Source organism: Psychrobacter sp. Pi2-52 (assembly GCF_904846705.1).
Lineage (GTDB): Bacteria > Pseudomonadota > Gammaproteobacteria > Pseudomonadales > Moraxellaceae > Psychrobacter.
Window position 1 is genome coordinate 38,059 of record NZ_CAJHBS010000008.1, and the last position, 18,322, is coordinate 56,380.

The 18,322-nt window shown below is 42.0% G+C and carries 17 protein-coding genes and 1 tRNA gene; 12 read left to right on the plus strand and 6 right to left on the minus strand.

Annotated elements, in window-relative coordinates; genetic code table 11:
• Window positions 1-65: 65 nt before the first annotated feature.
• The 6 genes from JMY00_RS06280 to gluQRS all read left to right on the plus strand — a co-directional run bounded on the left by JMY00_RS06280 (window position 66) and on the right by gluQRS (window position 5,760).
• Window positions 66-644, plus strand: coding sequence for a transcriptional repressor (locus JMY00_RS06280; protein ID WP_201579513.1), 579 nt, complete (start codon window positions 66-68; stop codon window positions 642-644).
• 78 nt (window positions 645-722) lie between these two features.
• Complete coding sequence (locus JMY00_RS06285; RefSeq protein ID WP_201579514.1) at window positions 723-1,520, plus strand: metal ABC transporter ATP-binding protein; 798 nt, start codon at window positions 723-725, stop codon at window positions 1,518-1,520.
• 113 nt (window positions 1,521-1,633) lie between these two features.
• Complete coding sequence (locus JMY00_RS06290; protein WP_101205961.1) at window positions 1,634-2,437, plus strand: metal ABC transporter permease; 804 nt, start codon at window positions 1,634-1,636, stop codon at window positions 2,435-2,437.
• A 316-nt stretch (window positions 2,438-2,753) separates the two neighbouring features.
• Window positions 2,754-3,593: a metallophosphoesterase gene (locus JMY00_RS06295; RefSeq protein WP_201579515.1), complete on the plus strand. Its 840-nt coding sequence runs from the start codon at window positions 2,754-2,756 to the stop codon at window positions 3,591-3,593.
• 492 nt (window positions 3,594-4,085) lie between these two features.
• The gene (gene dksA, locus JMY00_RS06300; RefSeq protein ID WP_057762021.1) at window positions 4,086-4,523 is read left to right on the plus strand and encodes an RNA polymerase-binding protein DksA; all 438 of its coding nucleotides are present in this window, start codon (window positions 4,086-4,088) and stop codon (window positions 4,521-4,523) included.
• A 241-nt stretch (window positions 4,524-4,764) separates the two neighbouring features.
• Window positions 4,765-5,760, plus strand: a complete 996-nt coding sequence (gluQRS, locus tag JMY00_RS06305; protein WP_201579516.1) for a tRNA glutamyl-Q(34) synthetase GluQRS — start codon at window positions 4,765-4,767, stop codon at window positions 5,758-5,760.
• Between the two features lie 127 nt (window positions 5,761-5,887).
• Here gluQRS and JMY00_RS06310 read toward each other — a convergent pair whose 3' ends face one another.
• Window positions 5,888-7,084 (minus strand): putative peptidoglycan glycosyltransferase FtsW, encoded by a 1,197-nt coding sequence (locus tag JMY00_RS06310; RefSeq protein ID WP_182176715.1) that lies wholly within the window; start codon window positions 7,082-7,084, stop codon window positions 5,888-5,890.
• A gap of 277 nt (window positions 7,085-7,361) precedes the next feature.
• The gene (gene murD, locus JMY00_RS06315; protein ID WP_201579517.1) at window positions 7,362-8,789 is read right to left on the minus strand and encodes a UDP-N-acetylmuramoyl-L-alanine--D-glutamate ligase; all 1,428 of its coding nucleotides are present in this window, start codon (window positions 8,787-8,789) and stop codon (window positions 7,362-7,364) included.
• A 708-nt stretch (window positions 8,790-9,497) separates the two neighbouring features.
• Here murD and JMY00_RS06320 point away from each other — a divergent pair.
• The 4 genes from JMY00_RS06320 to JMY00_RS06335 all read left to right on the plus strand — a co-directional run bounded on the left by JMY00_RS06320 (window position 9,498) and on the right by JMY00_RS06335 (window position 14,214).
• Complete coding sequence (locus tag JMY00_RS06320; RefSeq protein ID WP_201579518.1) at window positions 9,498-10,997, plus strand: SulP family inorganic anion transporter; 1,500 nt, start codon at window positions 9,498-9,500, stop codon at window positions 10,995-10,997.
• Window positions 10,998-11,171: 174 nt separating this feature from the next.
• Complete coding sequence (locus JMY00_RS06325; protein WP_057762029.1) at window positions 11,172-12,026, plus strand: universal stress protein; 855 nt, start codon at window positions 11,172-11,174, stop codon at window positions 12,024-12,026.
• Between the two features lie 479 nt (window positions 12,027-12,505).
• Complete coding sequence (locus tag JMY00_RS06330) at window positions 12,506-12,844, plus strand: P-II family nitrogen regulator (RefSeq protein WP_010197981.1); 339 nt, start codon at window positions 12,506-12,508, stop codon at window positions 12,842-12,844.
• A gap of 107 nt (window positions 12,845-12,951) precedes the next feature.
• Complete coding sequence (locus JMY00_RS06335) at window positions 12,952-14,214, plus strand: ammonium transporter (RefSeq protein ID WP_101205964.1); 1,263 nt, start codon at window positions 12,952-12,954, stop codon at window positions 14,212-14,214.
• Between the two features lie 194 nt (window positions 14,215-14,408).
• On the opposite strand, the gene JMY00_RS06340 is transcribed toward JMY00_RS06335, so the two are convergent.
• From JMY00_RS06340 to JMY00_RS06350, 3 genes are all read right to left on the minus strand, one after another.
• Complete coding sequence (locus JMY00_RS06340; RefSeq protein WP_101205965.1) at window positions 14,409-14,792, minus strand: DUF2147 domain-containing protein; 384 nt, start codon at window positions 14,790-14,792, stop codon at window positions 14,409-14,411.
• Between the two features lie 261 nt (window positions 14,793-15,053).
• On the minus strand, window positions 15,054-15,317 hold the full coding sequence (locus JMY00_RS06345; protein WP_102092103.1) for a hypothetical protein: 264 nt from the start codon (window positions 15,315-15,317) through the stop codon (window positions 15,054-15,056).
• A gap of 71 nt (window positions 15,318-15,388) precedes the next feature.
• A complete protein-coding gene (locus JMY00_RS06350) occupies window positions 15,389-16,234 on the minus strand; it encodes a DNA/RNA non-specific endonuclease (protein WP_201579519.1) in 846 nt (281 codons plus the stop codon).
• A gap of 177 nt (window positions 16,235-16,411) precedes the next feature.
• Here JMY00_RS06350 and JMY00_RS06355 point away from each other — a divergent pair.
• Together JMY00_RS06355 and JMY00_RS06360 are read left to right on the plus strand one after the other, a co-directional pair.
• Window positions 16,412-16,502: transfer RNA gene (locus tag JMY00_RS06355), tRNA-Ser, on the plus strand.
• A 493-nt stretch (window positions 16,503-16,995) separates the two neighbouring features.
• The gene (locus tag JMY00_RS06360) at window positions 16,996-17,712 is read left to right on the plus strand and encodes a hypothetical protein (RefSeq protein ID WP_201579520.1); all 717 of its coding nucleotides are present in this window, start codon (window positions 16,996-16,998) and stop codon (window positions 17,710-17,712) included.
• A 95-nt stretch (window positions 17,713-17,807) separates the two neighbouring features.
• Here JMY00_RS06360 and JMY00_RS06365 read toward each other — a convergent pair whose 3' ends face one another.
• Window positions 17,808-18,119, minus strand: coding sequence for a hypothetical protein (locus JMY00_RS06365; RefSeq protein ID WP_201579521.1), 312 nt, complete (start codon window positions 18,117-18,119; stop codon window positions 17,808-17,810).
• Between the last annotated feature and the right edge of the window lie 203 nt (window positions 18,120-18,322).

Sequence of the window (18,322 nt, forward strand, 5' to 3'; positions counted from 1 at the left end):
ACAATAAAAAACGCTATCATAAAAAACGTCATGCGATTACCATGCTATTTTTAGGAGCTTGTACCATGTCTATTACTTCATCGATCTGCGAACATTTGCATGATGTGCAAGATCTGACTCCGCATGATGTTCATGAACGCTTAGCAGCAGCTAAAGAGCATTGCCGTCTAAATGGCGCGCGATTTACTCCTTTGCGTCAGCAGATATACCAATTAGTCTTAGAGGCAGATCAGCCCGTTGGCGCTTATGACCTAATCACTCAGTTGCAGCAAATGCGGTTGTCTATACCTAATGATAGTGATACTCAAGAAGCAGCGAGCTCACCAACACTTTCGGTAGAAACTAAGACAACTAAAAAAAGCGCGCCGAAAAATGTCGCGCCACCGACGGTTTATCGCAGTTTAGAATTTTTGCTAAGTGAAGGGTTGATTCATCAGTTAACCTCTATTAATGCTTATGTTCCCTGCTGTCATCCTCGTGCCCAGCATACAGCCGCCTTTTTGATCTGCGATCAGTGTCAACGGGTTCAAGAATGCAGCAGCCTGCCCGTTCAGGAAATGATGAGCTTCGCCGAGCAAGATGTGGGGTTTGTGGTTGAGCGTAGTGTCATTGAGCTTAGCGGTCGTTGCCAAGCTTGCCAGTAAAATTAAAGCTACTATAGTTTGTGTAAACGTTTTAAGCATGATTCGTCGATTGTCTATTTACCTATGCGTTGTCATATTATGAATACCTCTACCCTACCTTCTAATCAGTTAAATACTGCTGTTGCGAATAGCAGTACTGTGAGTAATGCCGACAAATTATTGAGCTTAAACAATATCAGTTACCATATTGGGCCTCAACGTCTGCTCTCTCATATTGATATTGACATTGCTGTTAATGAGACGGTCAGCCTTATCGGTCCCAATGGCGCTGGTAAGTCAACGCTAGTCAAACTTATCTTAGGTCTGATTGAGTCAACTGATGGCTCTATGACAGCACATAAGCCGCTACAGCTTGGTTATGTACCGCAGCGATTTGCTGTGCCACCGATATTACCACTGCGTGTCTGCGACTTGTTGGGGCAAGCAGATAAGAAGCGTTTAACCCCTGAACAACGGCAATTTATCTTTGATAACTTATCATTAACGCATTTGCTGTCACGGCAAATGTTGCATTTATCAGGTGGTGAGACGCAGCGCGTACTATTAGCCAGAGCGCTATTAGACAAACCCAATTTGCTTATTTTAGACGAGCCGATGCAGGGTCTCGATCCCGATACTGAAGTTTGGCTATACCAGTTTATTGACGAGCTGCCTGATTTCTTACGTTGCGCCATGCTGGTGGTGTCTCACGATTTGCATTGGGTCATGAAAGGCAGCCGCCGCGTCATTTGTTTGAATAAGCATATTTGCTGTGAAGGACAACCAAGCGAGCTGGCTATTAGTACTGAATTTCAAAAGCTATTTGGTCATCATTATGAGCAGCCATACGTGCATCAGCCCCATGCCTGTGAACACCATGCACCAAGCGAGTTATAGCGTTAGTAATCAAGGCTCAACATCGCCAAAATCCAGCTCATTAAAGCCAAAACTATTAAACATATAAATAATACGGCTTTACTCTTTTATAAAAAATTTTACGGACATTCATTATGACTGCTTGGTTAGCCATCATTGCGCCTGCTTGGATCGCTGGCAGTATATTAGCGTTATTATCAGCGCCGTTAGGTTGCTTGGTATTGTGGCGGCGCATGGCGTTTTTCGCCGATGCCTTAGCTCATGGCACGTTGCTAGGTGTGGCTTTGGCTGTGTGGTGGCAATTACCAATGGGTATCGGCATTGCATTGGTCAGTGTCATGGTCGTACTGGGACTGGTCTTGATTGATGATGAGCGTCTGCCAGTGGATGCTGTATTGGCAGTCGTGTCAGTGTCGCTCCTGTGCCTAGGCTTACTGGCTTTGACCCAATTGACTGACCAACAGGCCAATGTGCTCGGATTTTTATTCGGCAATTTGCTAGATCTCGATTGGGCAGATTTGCCTTTGCTTGCTGGTAGCGTATTAGCTGGCTTGGGACTGCTTATCTACATTTGGCCTGCGCAAATCAAGCTGGCAACGCATGAAGCATTGGCACGTATTCAAGGTATCAACCCAACGCGGCAACGGCTGTTTTTTATGGGTGTACTGGCAGGGTTTTGTGCGATTGCACTACAAGCGGTTGGTAGTCTATTAATTAGCGGGTTATTAGTGCTACCTGCACTGACCGCACGTCTATGGTCAGCATCGCCAAAACAAATGGTGATTATAGCGTTGATAATCGCTCAACTGGGTGTGACACTTGGTGTGTGGGGCAGTATTTGGCTAGATATTCAAACAGGTCTTTCTATCGTCTTGATATTAGCGGCTTTATTTTTTACTGCACTCATTTTTTCAAAGTTAATAAAGATAAAACTTTAGTTAGCGTCGCTGTAAATACGTTATAATAAATAAAACATGACTGTTTTTCGCTATCTTTTTGTTCAACTTTATTTTATTAATATAATGAATACTTTAGCTCGATAATACTATAAGGTGGCTCTAGACTTTAAATTTGCTATTGCTAGTTGATAGTATAAATATCGTTGATTAGAGTCAAAGTAAGCTCAAGGCAAACGCTGTGCTCTTTTATAGTAGATTAATAATAATTATAAAGACCCAGTGAAAAATAGTAGCTCATTTATCCATACTCGCGCTAACAATACTTATTGTTGTGACTCGATAAGGGACTGAACCAATGCCAAACTATCCTGCCAATAAGTTAAGCACCTCTGATAAAACGATAAATATTTTACAGATTACTGATTTGCATTTATCGACGCCTGTCCTTGTTGATGAGAGTAATACCTATAGTGATGATATGGCTTGTCAGCGTAGTTTTGAAGCAGTTCTCCAACAGGCACTTAGTGAAGATATTCGCTGTGATTTGATTATTGTGACCGGTGACTTGGTCAATCGAGTAAAGTCCTCAATTTATGATCATATCTTTACTGTATTACAAGCGACTCAGATTCCTTTTGCTTGTATTGCGGGTAATCATGATGTGACGGACGAGAATGGTAAAGAATTGCCGTTTTTTCAGCGAGAACTTGTCGCTCAACCTGCTGACTTACGTTTGTTAAGTCGTCATGTCATTGAGACTGAATACTGGCAGCTGTTGTTATTAGACTCCTCTATTTCTGGTAAGGTCGCAGGCGAGATTACGCCTACTGATATCAATTGGTTATGTGAGAGACTCAGCACCTGTGATAAGCCCGCATTAATCGCCCTACACCACCATATTGTTCCAGTTGACTCTGACTGGATTGATACCCATATGGCAGAAAACACTGAGAGCTTTTGGCAGCATATGGCGCCATTTGAACAGCTACAAGTGGTGATCAGTGGCCATACTCACCAAGAGCAAGTTCGACTGCGCCAAGGCGTCACGGTGTATAGCACGCCATCTACCTGCTATCAGTTCAAACCTTATGAAGATGATTTTTCTTATGATGAGCATGCATTACCAGGATATCGCTGGTTGCAATTAGCCAACAATGGAACAGTTGCAAGCTGGGTTGAAAGACTGGATACTTGATGCCCAGAATTATTGGTACTGGTATAAGTCTTAGCCCTTTATACTTATAGCTTTCACCAATATTTTTTGATAAAAAACACAGTAATAAACAAATAAAATATGTATTCAATATAAAAAATCACTTCATTATTATTACAAACAATGATACAACTTATGAAATAAAGCAAGGGTGGCCCAATATCTAATATGAAGTCACTGCACGATAGCTAGGATGGCCCATTAACCACAAGCTCAGTTTTCACAATCAATGACCTACGGCATGCTTTAGACAGTATTATTCAAACCGAAGTTTATATAACAACCTATCTAACAATCGGTATATAACTGTCAAGATATAAAGTCTACGATATTATTTGATCAGCTGTGTTACTTGTATTACCAAGTGGTGAAACGTTTGATAAAAGGACAAATTGTAGCGTTTGTAGCATTAATAACGTCTTGTCTTTTGATACGTCGTTTTATTGAATTAATTTGAAAAAGTAGGATACCCATATGAGCACCCTGACCACGAATCCGAGTGAAGTTAAATTTACTCCTTATGTGCCGGCCAAAGACGAAGAGTATATGTCTGATGCGCAGTTGGAGCACTTTAAGGCTATTTTATTGGATTGGAAAAACCAACTGATTGGCGAAGCGGATCGTACCAAAAACTACATCCAAGATGAGTCAAGCGCTATGCCAGACATCAATGACCGTGCCACTCAAGAAGAAGAGTTTGCATTGGCATTACGTACTCGCGACCGTGAGCGCAAACTTATCCGCAAAATCGACAAATCTATGTTAGAAATCGAAAATGATGACTATGGATTTTGTGAGACTTGTGGTGTAGAGATTGGATTACGTCGCCTTGAAGCACGTCCAACCGCTACTCAATGTATCGACTGCAAAACCTTATCTGAAATCAAAGAACGTCAAAACCAAGGCGCTTAGATCAGATATTACAGATATGAATGTAAGCAGAAGCGACCTTATAATAGGTCGCTTTTTGTATTTAGACTGTCACTATTTTGCTGCGTTACTAATTTTACTCTGAAAAATATAATCGCTTGAATAATGACATGACTAACAAAACAATCTCATTTAATGAATATCTTTTGTTACTCATATTTATTATTCTATCTTTATTACCTTTTATAGACAGCCATTTATTTTGAAAACAATGCCTACCGCCATGCCGACTCAAACGCCACCATCACAGCCCATTGGCCGCTTTGCGCCTTCACCAACGGGTGAGTTACATCTTGGCTCTCTAACCACCGCGCTTGCCAGCTTTTGCCATATCAAATCAATCGGTGGTAAATGGCTTTTACGTATGGAAGATACCGATACTGAACGCTGTGATCGGCAGTTCACTGAGCAAATTTTAATGGATCTTGAGGCACTTGGGCTACATTGGGATGGCGATGTTATTTATCAGTCTGAACGCATTGATATCTACAACGATTATCTATCATCATACCTAGGGCCGTTGACCTATGGCTGCCAATGCTCCCGTAAAGATTTAGAACAGTATTGGGCGCAAGAAGAGATAAGTAGAAACCATAGTCGTGCTAGCTTAGTTGCGCCGACCGATCAGACACCTTTGAACGAACAAGTTCCATCAATTGACCAAGTACAACTCAATAGGCAGCGGTATCCGCGTCGCTGTGTGGCAGCTGACCTTGATAGACAGCAGCATAAGCTACGTATTCAACTACCAGACTATCGGATTGGCTTCAATGATGGTATTCAGGGACTACAATGGGAGAATCCGCAGCAGACGTTAGGCGATATGGTCGCTCGTCGCCAAGATGGTATGATTAATTACATACTGGCAGCCAGTCTCGATGATGGTCTACAGCAGGTTACTCATATCATGCGTGGCCTTGATATTCTACCTATGACGACTGCACAGATCGGCATTATGCAAGCCGCGCGCCTACCTATTATTGACCAATGGTATCATCTGCCATTGATTAATAATGCTGACGGTCAAAAGCTTTCTAAGCAAAATCTTGCTCAACCCATCGATACATCAGACCCGAGTCAACTTATTGCTGAAGCACTATCGCTATTACAGCAACCAAAGGTCGATGTCGATACCCCAGAAAATATGCTTAAACAAGCCATTGCTCAATGGGACAATACCCCACTACAAGGCAAGCAACAATTAAATCTGTCTTATTAATGAGAGTTCAAAAGCTACAAATAGACAATAAAAAGCGCCACTATGAGTGACGCTTTCATTCCGATAGTTCGCAATACTATTTACCGAAACTCTGAAGCTATGCAGAGACTATTATATATAGAGCCTATTAGTAATAACGGCATTGGCTTTTTTCTATTTCAGGGCTTTCTTTATATATTTTTAATAATAGCGCGACCATAACCAAGCTAATCAACATAGACGATCCACCATAACTAAAGAACGGCATAGTGAGACCTTTGGTTGGAATAGCACCCATATTCATCGCAGCGTTAATAATCGTCTGGGCAATAAACACCACACCGATTCCGAAAGCGGTATAGCTCATACGCATTTGACGACGTTTTAGCGCATTGTAACTGATACGCATCGCACTACCGATGATCAACGCTTCAAGTATCAGTACCATACTGACACCGACAAACCCTAACTCTTCACCTGTAATGGCTAATAAAAAATCCGTATGTGCCTCAGGCAAATGCGACAGTTTCTGTACACTTTCGCCATAGCCAACACCCGTGAACTGCCCACGACCAAAGGCGATCAAACTACGTGCGAGCTGATAATCAGTATCTTGTACATCGTCAAATGGATCCATAAACGACATCACACGCACCAGTCGGTACTCTGCCGTAGTCACCATCAACACTGCACCGCCAACAGCAGCAGCACCCAAGGCTAAGAAGTGCTTATAAGGTGCTCCAGCAATATAAAAAATCGCGAACAGCGTACCAATAATGACGACAAAAGAACCAAAATCTGGCTGCGATAATAACAGTATCGTTATCAGCGCCACTACCAGCATAATTCGCAAGAAGCCATCTAAGCCATTACGAACTTCAAAAGATCGGCGCACCACAAAGTCAGATACAAACACAATCATGACCAGTTTGGCCAACTCAGCTACCTGAAAGTTAAAGCCGCCTACTGTGAGCCAGCGTTTGGAGCCATTAATTGGCGTACTAAACAGTGTTGCAACAAGTAATAGCCCTGTGATACCTAACAAAGCAAACTGGGTCTCAGTCTTATATAGGGTGCGTAAAGACACGCCATAATAAGGAATAACCGCAACGATTAAACCAATCGTCATATACAACAACTGGTTTTTGAAAAAATACAGCTCAGTCATACCACGGCTAAGCGCAAAAGGGATAGAAGCAGAAGCCACCATCAGCAGACTAAGCACCATCATACAGCCGACGCTTGATAATAAAATTGCGCGCGCTGACGGCATAGACAGAACACCGTCTGAGCCAGAGGTTTGCTTGGTTTGGGGCGAGGAACGAAAAAAAGAAGAGAGCGCCATAATTTTATATACACTAACAAACGAAAAAACACGGCGTCTATGAAACGCCACCGTTTAAAAAATCATAAAATAAATCGTACTAAATAGATGGTGATAGGAAACCTGTAACCCTCGGCAAACGTCTGAGCTAGCACCTATTTCAGCAATCAAGATTATATGCTTGACAGTAGCAGCAATCTATAAGCAAAACAATCATTTATCCAGAAAATACTGGCTGCTGCTAAAGACGCGATATGCGATATGCCAATCTATATAGCTGACTGACCTATTTGGCTACCTATGAAGCTTCTGATTGCGCTGTGCTTAATTGATTGACCAGTTGGCTAAAGTGGTCACCGCGCGCGGCATAACCACTATATTGGTCAAAGCTAGCACAGGCAGGTGACAACAATACAGCCTGCACTTGCGATAAACTACTGGTAGTGACTTGTTGGATAGTCGCAAATGCATTCTCTAATGTCTGACACTGATGTAGTGCAACATCATCACTCAATTTAGCAGCTCTTAGGTGTTGTTCAATCTGCTGACCATCTTCACCAATGAACAAGACTTGGCTCACGTATTGATTGATAAAAGGCGTTAATTCACCAAACTGTTGCCCTTTGCCTTGCCCACCTAAGATCAATAGTAGCTTACCGTCTTTCGGCGCATAGACTGCACCCAAGCCTTCGATAGCGGCCATGGTCGAACCAATATTGGTGCCTTTAGAATCATTGAAATAATCAATACCAGCAGCGTTAGCCACATATTGGCAGCGGTGCTCAAGACCTGTGAACTGCTGCAAAGTGGTTAGCATGCTCTCTAGCGGTAATCCTGCAAGCTCGCCAAGTGCCAGAGCCGCTTGCGCATTCAGTAGATTATGACGACCTTTAATCAACAGTTTGTCTGCCGACAGTAATCGTTCTGTACCACGAGCAAGATAAGTTTGGCCTTCTGTGTCGGTAATAAGGCCATACTGACCTTTATCAGGGGCATGAATACCGGTACTAATTCTCGGTAGGTTGTCTGCGACCAATGGACGAGTCAGTGCATCTTCGCGGTTAATCATCACTGACTTGGCACCTTGGAATATACGGTGTTTGGCTTGATGGTAGCCAAGCATGTCTCCATGACGATCTAAGTGATCAGGCGACATATTGAGCACAGTTGCTACTTTTGCGCCCAAGTTGGTGACGGTTTCTAACTGAAAGCTAGACAGCTCAAGCACCGCAAGCTCCATATCAGGATTCGCTAGCAATGTTAAAGCTGGTACACCTATATTGCCGCCGACACCTACATTAACGCCAGCATCTGCCGCCATTTGACCAACTAACGTAGTGACCGTACTTTTGGCGTTAGAACCTGTAATCGCTACGATTGGTACGGTACACGCTTCACAGAACAGTTGAATATCACTAACTACAGGAATATTGGCTTGGCGAGCAGCAGCTACTGCGGCAGTTTCGAGAGAAATACCTGGGCTAATAATAATACGTGCCGCTTGCTGCAATAAATCGGCATCTATATCACCAAACTGACGAATCTCTATCTCGGCTGGCAACTGATCGGCCAATTTAGGGGTAACTTGAGCATCAGTGACTGCGACTTGATAGCCTTGTTTGGCCAGATAATGCGCGACGGACAATCCAGACTGCCCCAAACCGACTACGACTTGTAGACCACTACCCTTATGAAGTAAGGCTTCTGTTGCTGTATTAGTGGTCATATCTATTCCTTCTATTAAACGAGAAAAATTGCATCAAATAAGTCTGCTGTATAGCGACTCTAAACGACGCCGCTAAGATATGCAGCATCTTAACGCCATCGTTCAGATTTCGGTAATGATTTTTTATGACTTTATGCTATTATTCGCCTGTTTTTATATTAAGTGGCTAATGCTATAATAGTCAGCTTGATTAATATTTATCAGTATTTTGCTGAGCACATTGCTCAAGCATTTTAGTTTAGCATGTTGTCACATTTATCGCGCTATTGTCACGCCTCTTCATCAACGATTCTTGTTGTGATAAGGGTGTATCAGACAATTTTGATAATTTGACGAGTGATATATCACCTTCTACTACAGCAAGTGATTGCTGACTCTATATATTATTGTAGGTACATCTATCTAGTTGCCTATTTTAAGCAATCTTTTAAAAAATATTTTTAGGTAATTTACTGCCCTTATCATCGTATTGATTATTGATGAGCGTATTTTTGATACCAAAAAAATCAGTAGATACCTCGGTTATTAGTTAGATATCTTGGTTATTAGTTAGATATTTTGGTTATTAGTTTCTCACAATCCAACACAGCAACATGACCTAGTGCATGTTGAAGTAAAAGAAAAATGAATAGCTATTATTAGCGACGCGATCATTTTATAAATGAGTAATGATTACTTTTTTTGCCTCTAACCCTATGTAGTTTACTTATGACATCTTTTATTGATAACTTGCGTGACGAGTGGTTTTCCAATGTTCGCGGTGACGTTTTATCGGGTTTGGTTGTAGCTCTAGCCCTTATTCCAGAAGCCATTGCCTTTTCTATTATCGCTGGTGTCGATCCAAAGGTTGGCTTATATGCCTCATTTTGTATCGCGGTAGTGATCAGTTTTGTCGGTGGTCGTCCGGGTATGATTTCGGCAGCGACTGGCGCTATGGCACTGGTTATGGTCGATTTGGTTGCTGACCATGGTCTGCAATATTTGCTTGCCGCAACTTTGCTTTGTGGTGCCATTCAGGTCGTGATGGGCATTCTAAAGCTTGGTAACCTGATGCGCTTTGTTTCCCGCTCAGTGGTTATCGGTTTCGTCAATGCTTTAGCAATATTGATTTTTGCTGCGCAATTACCAGAACTGAACCCCATGACTGAGCGTGTTGGCACGACCGTTTATATCATGACGGCAGCTGGTTTGGCGATTATTTATCTGTTTCCCCTTATTCCTAAAATCGGTCGCATCGTTCCTTCACCGCTTATTTGTATTGTAGGTTTGACCGCTGTTGCAATGTATATGAATCTTGACATTCGCAACGTTGGCAGCATGGGTGATTTGCCAGATTCATTGCCAGTATTCTTGTTGCCTGACATTCCATTAAACCTAAATACCTTGCTGATTATTGCACCCTACTCTATCGCGCTTGCCATCGTTGGTCTTTTAGAGTCTATGATGACAGCGACAATCGTCGATGAATTGACCGATACCCCAAGTGATAAAAACAAAGAGTGTCGTGGTCAAGGTATGGCTAATGTCGTGTCGGGTTTCTTTGGTGGTATGGCAGGCTGTGCGATGATTGGCCAGTCAATGATTAACGTCAAATCGGGTGGTCGTACGCGTCTGTCTACTTTGATGGCCGGGGTTGTCCTTCTGATTATGGTCGTGTTCTTAAGTGAGTGGGTCAGTCAAATCCCAATGGCAGCCCTAGTTGCAGTCATGATTATGGTATCGATTGGTACGTTTAACTGGCAATCTATTCGCGAGTTTAAGACGCATCCAATGTCGTTCAATATTGTCATGCTAGCGACTGTATTGACTACCGTCTTTACTCACAACTTGGCTTACGGTGTCGGCGTAGGTGTTTTACTGTCTGCTTTAGCATTTGCTAATAAAATTGGTCAGTTCTTAACTATCTTTAGTGAATATGATGACAGCAGCAACACCCGTTATTATTATGTTCAAGGGCAGGTATTCTTTGCCTCTACCACCCAGTTCCTAAATAGTTTCGATACCAAAGAAGCTGTAGACAGTATTCAGATTGATGTAAGCCAAGCGCATTTTTGGGATGTTAGCGCTGTTGATACTTTAGACAAGCTAGTGATGCGCTTGCAACGTGAAGGTATTGATGTCAAAGTGGTAGGACTCAACAATGCGAGTCGAACACTGATTGATCGCTTCTCTATTCATGACCGCCGAGACATTGGCTTGTTAGACTAAGCGACACTGCTAAGTAAATCTACGCGGTTGCCATGTGACTATATTATTAGTCTATGGATAATGTATCGGATATTAATAGACAGTTATATTGGTAAAAGGGTTGGATGTATTTTTTATACGCCAACCCTAAACTAAGATAGCAGATTTTTATTATTAAAATGATGTGGTCGTTTTATGAGTAATTTAAAACCAGATAGTGTGATTGCTTGCTTGGACTGTCCTGATCATGTTCAAGCGGTACTAGAGGCCAGTATGTGGGCTTCTATTCGCCTGCGCGCGCCTGTTGGCTTATTGCACTCGATGCCAAGTTTGCAGCAAAAAGCCGCTATTAATTATTCTGGTTGTCTCAATATTGATGACGAAAACGCTTTGCTCGAACAGTTCACATCCAAAGAACATCTAAGCAACTGTGAACTAAAGGCACAAGGCCGATTGCTATTATCTCAAGCAACCTCGTATTGTGAGCAGCAACGCCATAAGCTAAAGACATACACACTGCATCGTCATGAGAACCTCAACCAAAGCATTGATTACGTCGATGACAAAGCACAAATGATCGTTATAGGTCATCATGTCACCTGCAAATCAACACTAAGTCAACTCATTCGAGTCAGTCACTGCCCCATTTTGGTGACACATGCACCATTTTTGCCCCCTACTACCGCTTTATTTGCGTTTGATAACAGTCCAACGTGCCATAAACTACTAAATTGGCTGTGTAAAACGCCACTGGTGCGTGCACTAACGGTTCATATTGTGATGGTTGGCAAGGAAACTTCTGATAACTGTGATGCGTTGCGTGAAGCCTACGCCAAACTCAAACAGGCGGGTATCAAATCCAAAAAGACATTGCTTGACTGCCGTGATGTAGCTGCGGCTTTGAACTACTATCAAAATCAGCATGATATCGGTTTACTTATGACTGGGGCTTTTGGCCAATCTCGTCTACGCGAATTACTACAAGGTAGCGACACTAAAAAGCTATTGGTCAGTACAAAAACCCCTTATCTACTATTTCCTAAAGCCTAACGACGTATATATAAACACGCCCAAACCCTTTATCTATCTAAGCCCAGGGGTCTGACTACTATGTTAGGCTCTGCCGCTTACCTCTATTCTCTCTCTACCTTCCCGCCATTCATCTTTGATACGCTTGCATGAAAAGGCCAAGCGAACGACCAAACTCAAGTTAGCAAATCGTCACATGAAATAAAGGGATAGCCTCCCCAAGCACTCAAAAAGTTGGTTATAATAAAGTTTTCGTTAACCAAACGCTAAAGATTGATTCACCTTTATTATGCTTGTAGCGATGGCTCTAATCGTTGCATCGTAGCCCATATTCTATGTTACTACTGTTATTACTTTTTAATGAACAACGCCAATTCTACCTCCCCCCTTGAGTAGGTTGGCACAGTTCTTGAATAACTTACAGTAAGCAAGGCAGAGATATGATGATGCACCATAGTACTTCTATCAATCTGCGGCATCACACAAATAAGGAATTTTTTATGAAGCTAATCACTGCGATCTTAAAACCGTTTAAGCTCGACGACGTGCGTGAAGCGCTTTCCGACATCGGTGTTAAAGGTGTCACTGTCACTGAAGTCAAAGGTTTCGGTCGTCAAAAAGGTCATACAGAGCTCTATCGTGGCGCAGAATACGTGGTGGACTTTTTACCTAAAGTAAAAGTCGAAGTCGCTGTGATCGACGAGATGGTTGAGCCTGCTATCGAGGCAATCACTCGTATCGCTAGCACTGGTAAGATTGGTGATGGCAAGATTTTCGTCACTGCACTTGAGCAAGTTATCCGCATCCGTACGGGTGAAACAGGACCTGACGCTATCTAAATTTGAAGACCTACCTACGGGCATAAACTTATAGGTACAGACTCTTACAGCATTTTTATCTATCGGTAATGCCGATATCTATATTATAAATTCAAGGGGGAATTTAAATGGAAAGTCAAATCTTTGAGCTCCAATATGCGCTCGATACGTTTTACTTTTTGATATGTGGTGCGTTGGTCATGTGGATGGCAGCAGGCTTCACTATGTTAGAGGCCGGACTCGTCCGATCAAAAAATACAGTCGAAATCTTAACCAAAAACGTCGCACTATTTGCAACGGCTAGTATCATGTATATGGTATGCGGCTATGCGATTATGTATGGTGGCGATCTATTCTTAAGCGGAATTGCAGGCGGTGATACATTAGTAGAAGACGCCCTAGCAGCCTCTGCTGAAAATGGCTTCGGTGGCGACTCTGTCTACTCTGCCGCATCAGACTTTTTCTTCCAAGTGGTCTTTGTAGCGACCTGTATGTCAATCGTATCAGGTGCTGTTGCTGAGCGTATGAAACTGTGGTCATTCTTGTTGTTTGCTGTGGTCATGACTGGTGTTATCTACCCACTAGAAGGTAGCTGGACATGGGGCGGCAACGATGTCTTTGGCCTATTCAACCTAGGCGACATGGGCTTCTCTGACTTTGCAGGCTCTGGTATCGTACATATGGCAGGTGCAGCAGCAGCTCTAGCAGGTGTACTACTATTAGGCTCACGTAAAGGTAAATATGGCCCTAATGGCGAGATACGCGCTATTCCTGGTGCCAACCTACCATTGGCGGCACTCGGTACACTAATCTTATGGATGGGTTGGTTCGGTTTCAACGGTGGTTCAGTGCTCAAATTAGGCGACATCGCTAGTGCAAATGCTGTTGCAATGGTATTCTTGAACACTAATGCTGCTGCTGCTGGCGGTGCTGTCGGTGCCTTAATCTTAGCCCGCATCATCTTTGGTAAAGCGGATCTAACCATGCTTCTAAACGGTGTACTAGCAGGTCTAGTTGCCATTACTGCTGAGCCTTCAACCCCTTCTGCACTACAAGCCACTATCTTTGGTGTTATCGCCGGTATCATTGTAGTGTTATCAATCTTAGCCTTAGACAAAATCAAGATTGATGATCCAGTTGGTGCAATCTCAGTTCACGGTGTGGTCGGTCTATTCGGTTTACTAATTGTACCTATCACTAACCCAGCATCTACCTTTATCGGTCAGATTGTGGGTGCTGCAACCATCTTTGCTTGGGTATTCATTGCCAGCCTAGTGGTTTGGTCTATCATCAAGCTAGTTATCGGTCTACGTATCTCTGAAGAAGACGAATACGAAGGTGCTGATATTGCAGAATGTGGTATGGAAGCTTACCCAGAATTTATAAGATAAGCTCCTTTCAAGTAAGCTAAAGATTGATGTTAAATGCGCTGATACTACCCACTGTAGTATCGGCGTTTATAATTTTAGTGTTTAAAGTTCTCCCCTGTTGAAGCCATAAGCTTAAATCTAAAACGTAAAAAATCCCGCGAGACCTTTCGGTAACGCGGGATTTTTATGTATTAAGCTGAAACTAATTTTTTAGTTTATTTCTTTTTCCACTCTTGGCTACGAGAGAATGGTCCGATATAGCCTTTTAGCTTCAATGTGTTGCCGCTTAAGCTTGCAGTCATACGATAGTCTTTGCCTTTTTCAGGGTCAGTAATCGTACCACCACTATATTTACCACCACCGTCAGCTTTTAGACCTTTAATAATGGTCGTACCAACGTGCTTTTTGCCTTTAGCTGAGTTAGTAGCAATAAGAGTACCGGTCAACACACCATTTGACTCAGTGATCTTTACCGTACCTTTTGGCTTGCCTTCATCATATGTCTGCCAAGTAGTGTTGGCTAATGGGTCAGCGGCGAATGCCATGCTAGCAATACCAATACCAGCAACTGCTAAAGTGGTCTTTGTAAATAATTTCATAGATTGACTCCCTTCATACAATGATTACTCGAAACGTTATGTTTCTGTTGTCCTATGCTTATCCTTTGCTAGAATCTTTCATTACGAGCTTTATGATTTCGACCTTTTTAAATGATAGTTACCATTACAACTTATAAGCTTTTGGTTAAAGATTCAAGCGACACAAGCGATGTCTTAACTCATTATAAGCAATTTTTAGGTTTTGCCTAGTAATTTTTTTACAGTTTCTTATTTCTATAAAAATAAAACCATATCAAAGACTTATAGGAAAGGATTGTCGATATCTTTATCTAATTGGTCATCATTTTCCTTTGACTTAGCATCATTCTTGCTATATAGATTTTTGTCTGCAAATGCTTGTACAATTTTCCCCGACAGCTCATGTAGCTGTTGGGCTTGGTCGTATCCTAATTCGTCAAAAGTGAGATCAATATCACCATATATAATAATCTTGTCTTTTTGATTTTCAATGACAAGATCACCAATCTGCATGCTTTGATGGTCGTTGGCGAATGGCTCAATCATTTGATTATCCTTATTATTAGTAACATTTTATATTTTTCGAAATGTGGATATTTTAGGGGCTTACTTTCAGCTTAAGCCTGCAATTGTGCAATTAACCACTCTAAAATAGCCCAGACAAACAGCATCCACTCAGGCTCCTCCACAGGCGCCTCAGGGGTATCTGAGCTCTCACCCGCCTTCAATGGTAAATCAAACGCTTGAGATTTGGACTGACTATCTAGCATAGGTAATACATCGATGCCAATCTCAGTAGTCAGCTCGTCGATACTAATTACGTCGATGCGTTCTGACTCATCATTTGGGGCGTAATACACGCCTGCTTGATTGGTTGCTGGGATATATACCGCTTTAAAGAAGTGACTGGGCACAAGGACACGGTTAGCGAGCTGCTTGGTTTTTTTATTAGTAAATGCCACACCTGTGATGGTATACACCTCACCGTATTGCTGCGTTAAATACCGAGTGGCAGATTCAATATTACGCCAAATGTAGCGATTGTTACGTGGTGACTGCGGGGCAATATTGGCTAAACTAAAACTATCATACTGCTGGCTGCGATTGGCCATATTGGCATTGGGTGCCAAATGACCTCGATCATAGCCAGAACCTGAATAATCAGACAATGAGGCTCGTGCTGACTTTGGTAGTTTACTCTCTTCGTGGAAGCTATCTTCACGATCGATCTGCTTAGCTTGTTGCAGACGTGTGCGATCGAGATGCTCTGCTGACCAAAGCGGTGTACGCGATACTCCTGAATACATAACCGCAAAGCCATCCATGCATAGCGCTTGTGTGTCTTTTTTTAGCTTGGTATTGGTAAATTCAGGATAAACACCCCCATAAAAAGACTGGCTACACTGGGTTAGATCATCAGCGTGCGCTTGGGTAATACCCGTCGCGACAAGCAATACTGCCATCAGCGCACTATTCTTACATCCGTACTTAAGCCTACTAAAACTTATCATTCAACTTTCAACCATTTATACTTGCCGTTACATACTTGCTATCCTAGCAGGCGCTTGCCAATAAAGAAAGATAGCGCGCAAGTCGTGACATTTTAAATGGTATCCGCTATACTTAGGCGTTCAAAAAACGGTGAAGTGGGTGAGTGGCTGAAACCGCACGCCTGGAAAGTGTGTATACGTTCATAGCGTATCGAGGGTTCGAATCCCTCCTTCACCGCCAATCTTATTCTGCTTAAGCAAAACCTCAGTTTTCCTGTCTTGTTCTACCTTTCTCTAAATATTCTTTATACTTTTTAACAGTAAGACTTTCAGTCTATACTCATCCTCTACTGCTGTCTGAAATATTTCTGTTTAGCCTTAATTTCATATGTCGTATAAGATTTAATAACTATATATCTAATTGAATAACACATTGATTGACCAAACTAAAAAATTCGTACCATGGGCTGAGAGTGACTCATAAAATGAGTAGATACTCTATTACGATTCGTTTTATTAATAGCTTAATTTTATTCCTAGACCCTTATACGAAAAGGCTTTGAGTTTTTCTGTAGCGCTTAATCTAGCTTTGTATCTATATTTACTATCATTGCTATTCCGTACAAAAATGTAATAACAGTAGAGTCACTGATACTTGGCAGATGCCATTGTCAAAAAATTGGATTATAGTAGATATTGGTAGTATTTATTTAAATAAACTAAAGGATACAATAATGAAAACACTAGGAATGTGTATCGTAGCAGGACTCGGATTGAGTGCTTGCGCTACTGGCATGGGCGGCATGGCAACAGGCACCAATCAAAATAACAACTCTGCTAACGTAGTCACTCAATACCCAGTTGAGACTGCCTTACTCAATATCTATACCAAACAACGTAGTGAAAAATTGGTCGCTACTGTCGGCGGACAAAGCGTAGCCGCAGATATTCAAATCACTCCTAAAGGCAGCATGCGTTTTAATAATAAAATGGTACAAGGCGCAGAAGTCAGCACAATCAACACAGTGAATCAGCAGATCACGGATCAGTCAGTCGCTATCAATTATTTTACGCTAGACCCATTGGTGTTCCATGGTTTTACGGATAGTACGGGTGAGTATTCAATCGCTAAACAAACGACAAGTATCCCTAAGATAGCTACGGTGGGCGACTCAAATCAGCTCATCACTGAAAACGTATATGCTGACAGCAGTATGCGTCAGAAAACCGCCACTTATAAGCAGGACTGGTCGCTCACACAAGATACAAATAACACGGCGTGGCTCTGTATAGAAACCTCAGGCAATCTACTTTTGACTTCTGATGCTGCAGGTACGTCGTCAGAATGCTATAAAATCAATGCCAAAGGCGATGTTTTGAGTAGTAAAGTAACACTCACTCAGCCTAATAAAAGCGGTACATCCACATCAATGACGTTTATCAGTCAGTAGCACTTGCTCAACGAGTAACGATCAATAGTGTCATATAAGAACAAAAAAAATAGCGCCTAATTAAGGCGCTATTTTTGGATAGTAAAATTGTGTTTTTACGAGCGACGATCATGGTTATTTTTATCATGACTGTTTTTGTCGTGGCTGTTTTTAGCATTGCTGTTTTTAGCATGGACATTTTTGGCTGTTGCTTTGTGTTTAGCAGCCACTACGTTCGCTTTGTGATGTGACTTTGCTGCCTTAGCTTTGGCATGCTTATAGTTATTACTCTCTTTATTGCTGCTGTGTTTTTGATGCTGTACCTGAGCTGTATGATGCTTATCAAAATTAGGCGCGGCATTGGCCTGACCAACCATCGACAAACAAGCAGTAACGGCTAGAATCGAGCTAACTAGTATCTTTTTCATAATTTTATTCCTTTGAATTCATATTTAGAGTAGTTATAGATAATTCACTTAGTGTTAAATGAACTATCGTGATAAAGCTTTACTCTATCGACAAAGAGAATGATAAATGATTCTAGTATTAAGTAGATTTATGAAACTTGAAGAAAGGTTGCGATTGTTACGAAGGCATGCGCGATTAAAGGCATGTTAGGTGTTGGCGTAAT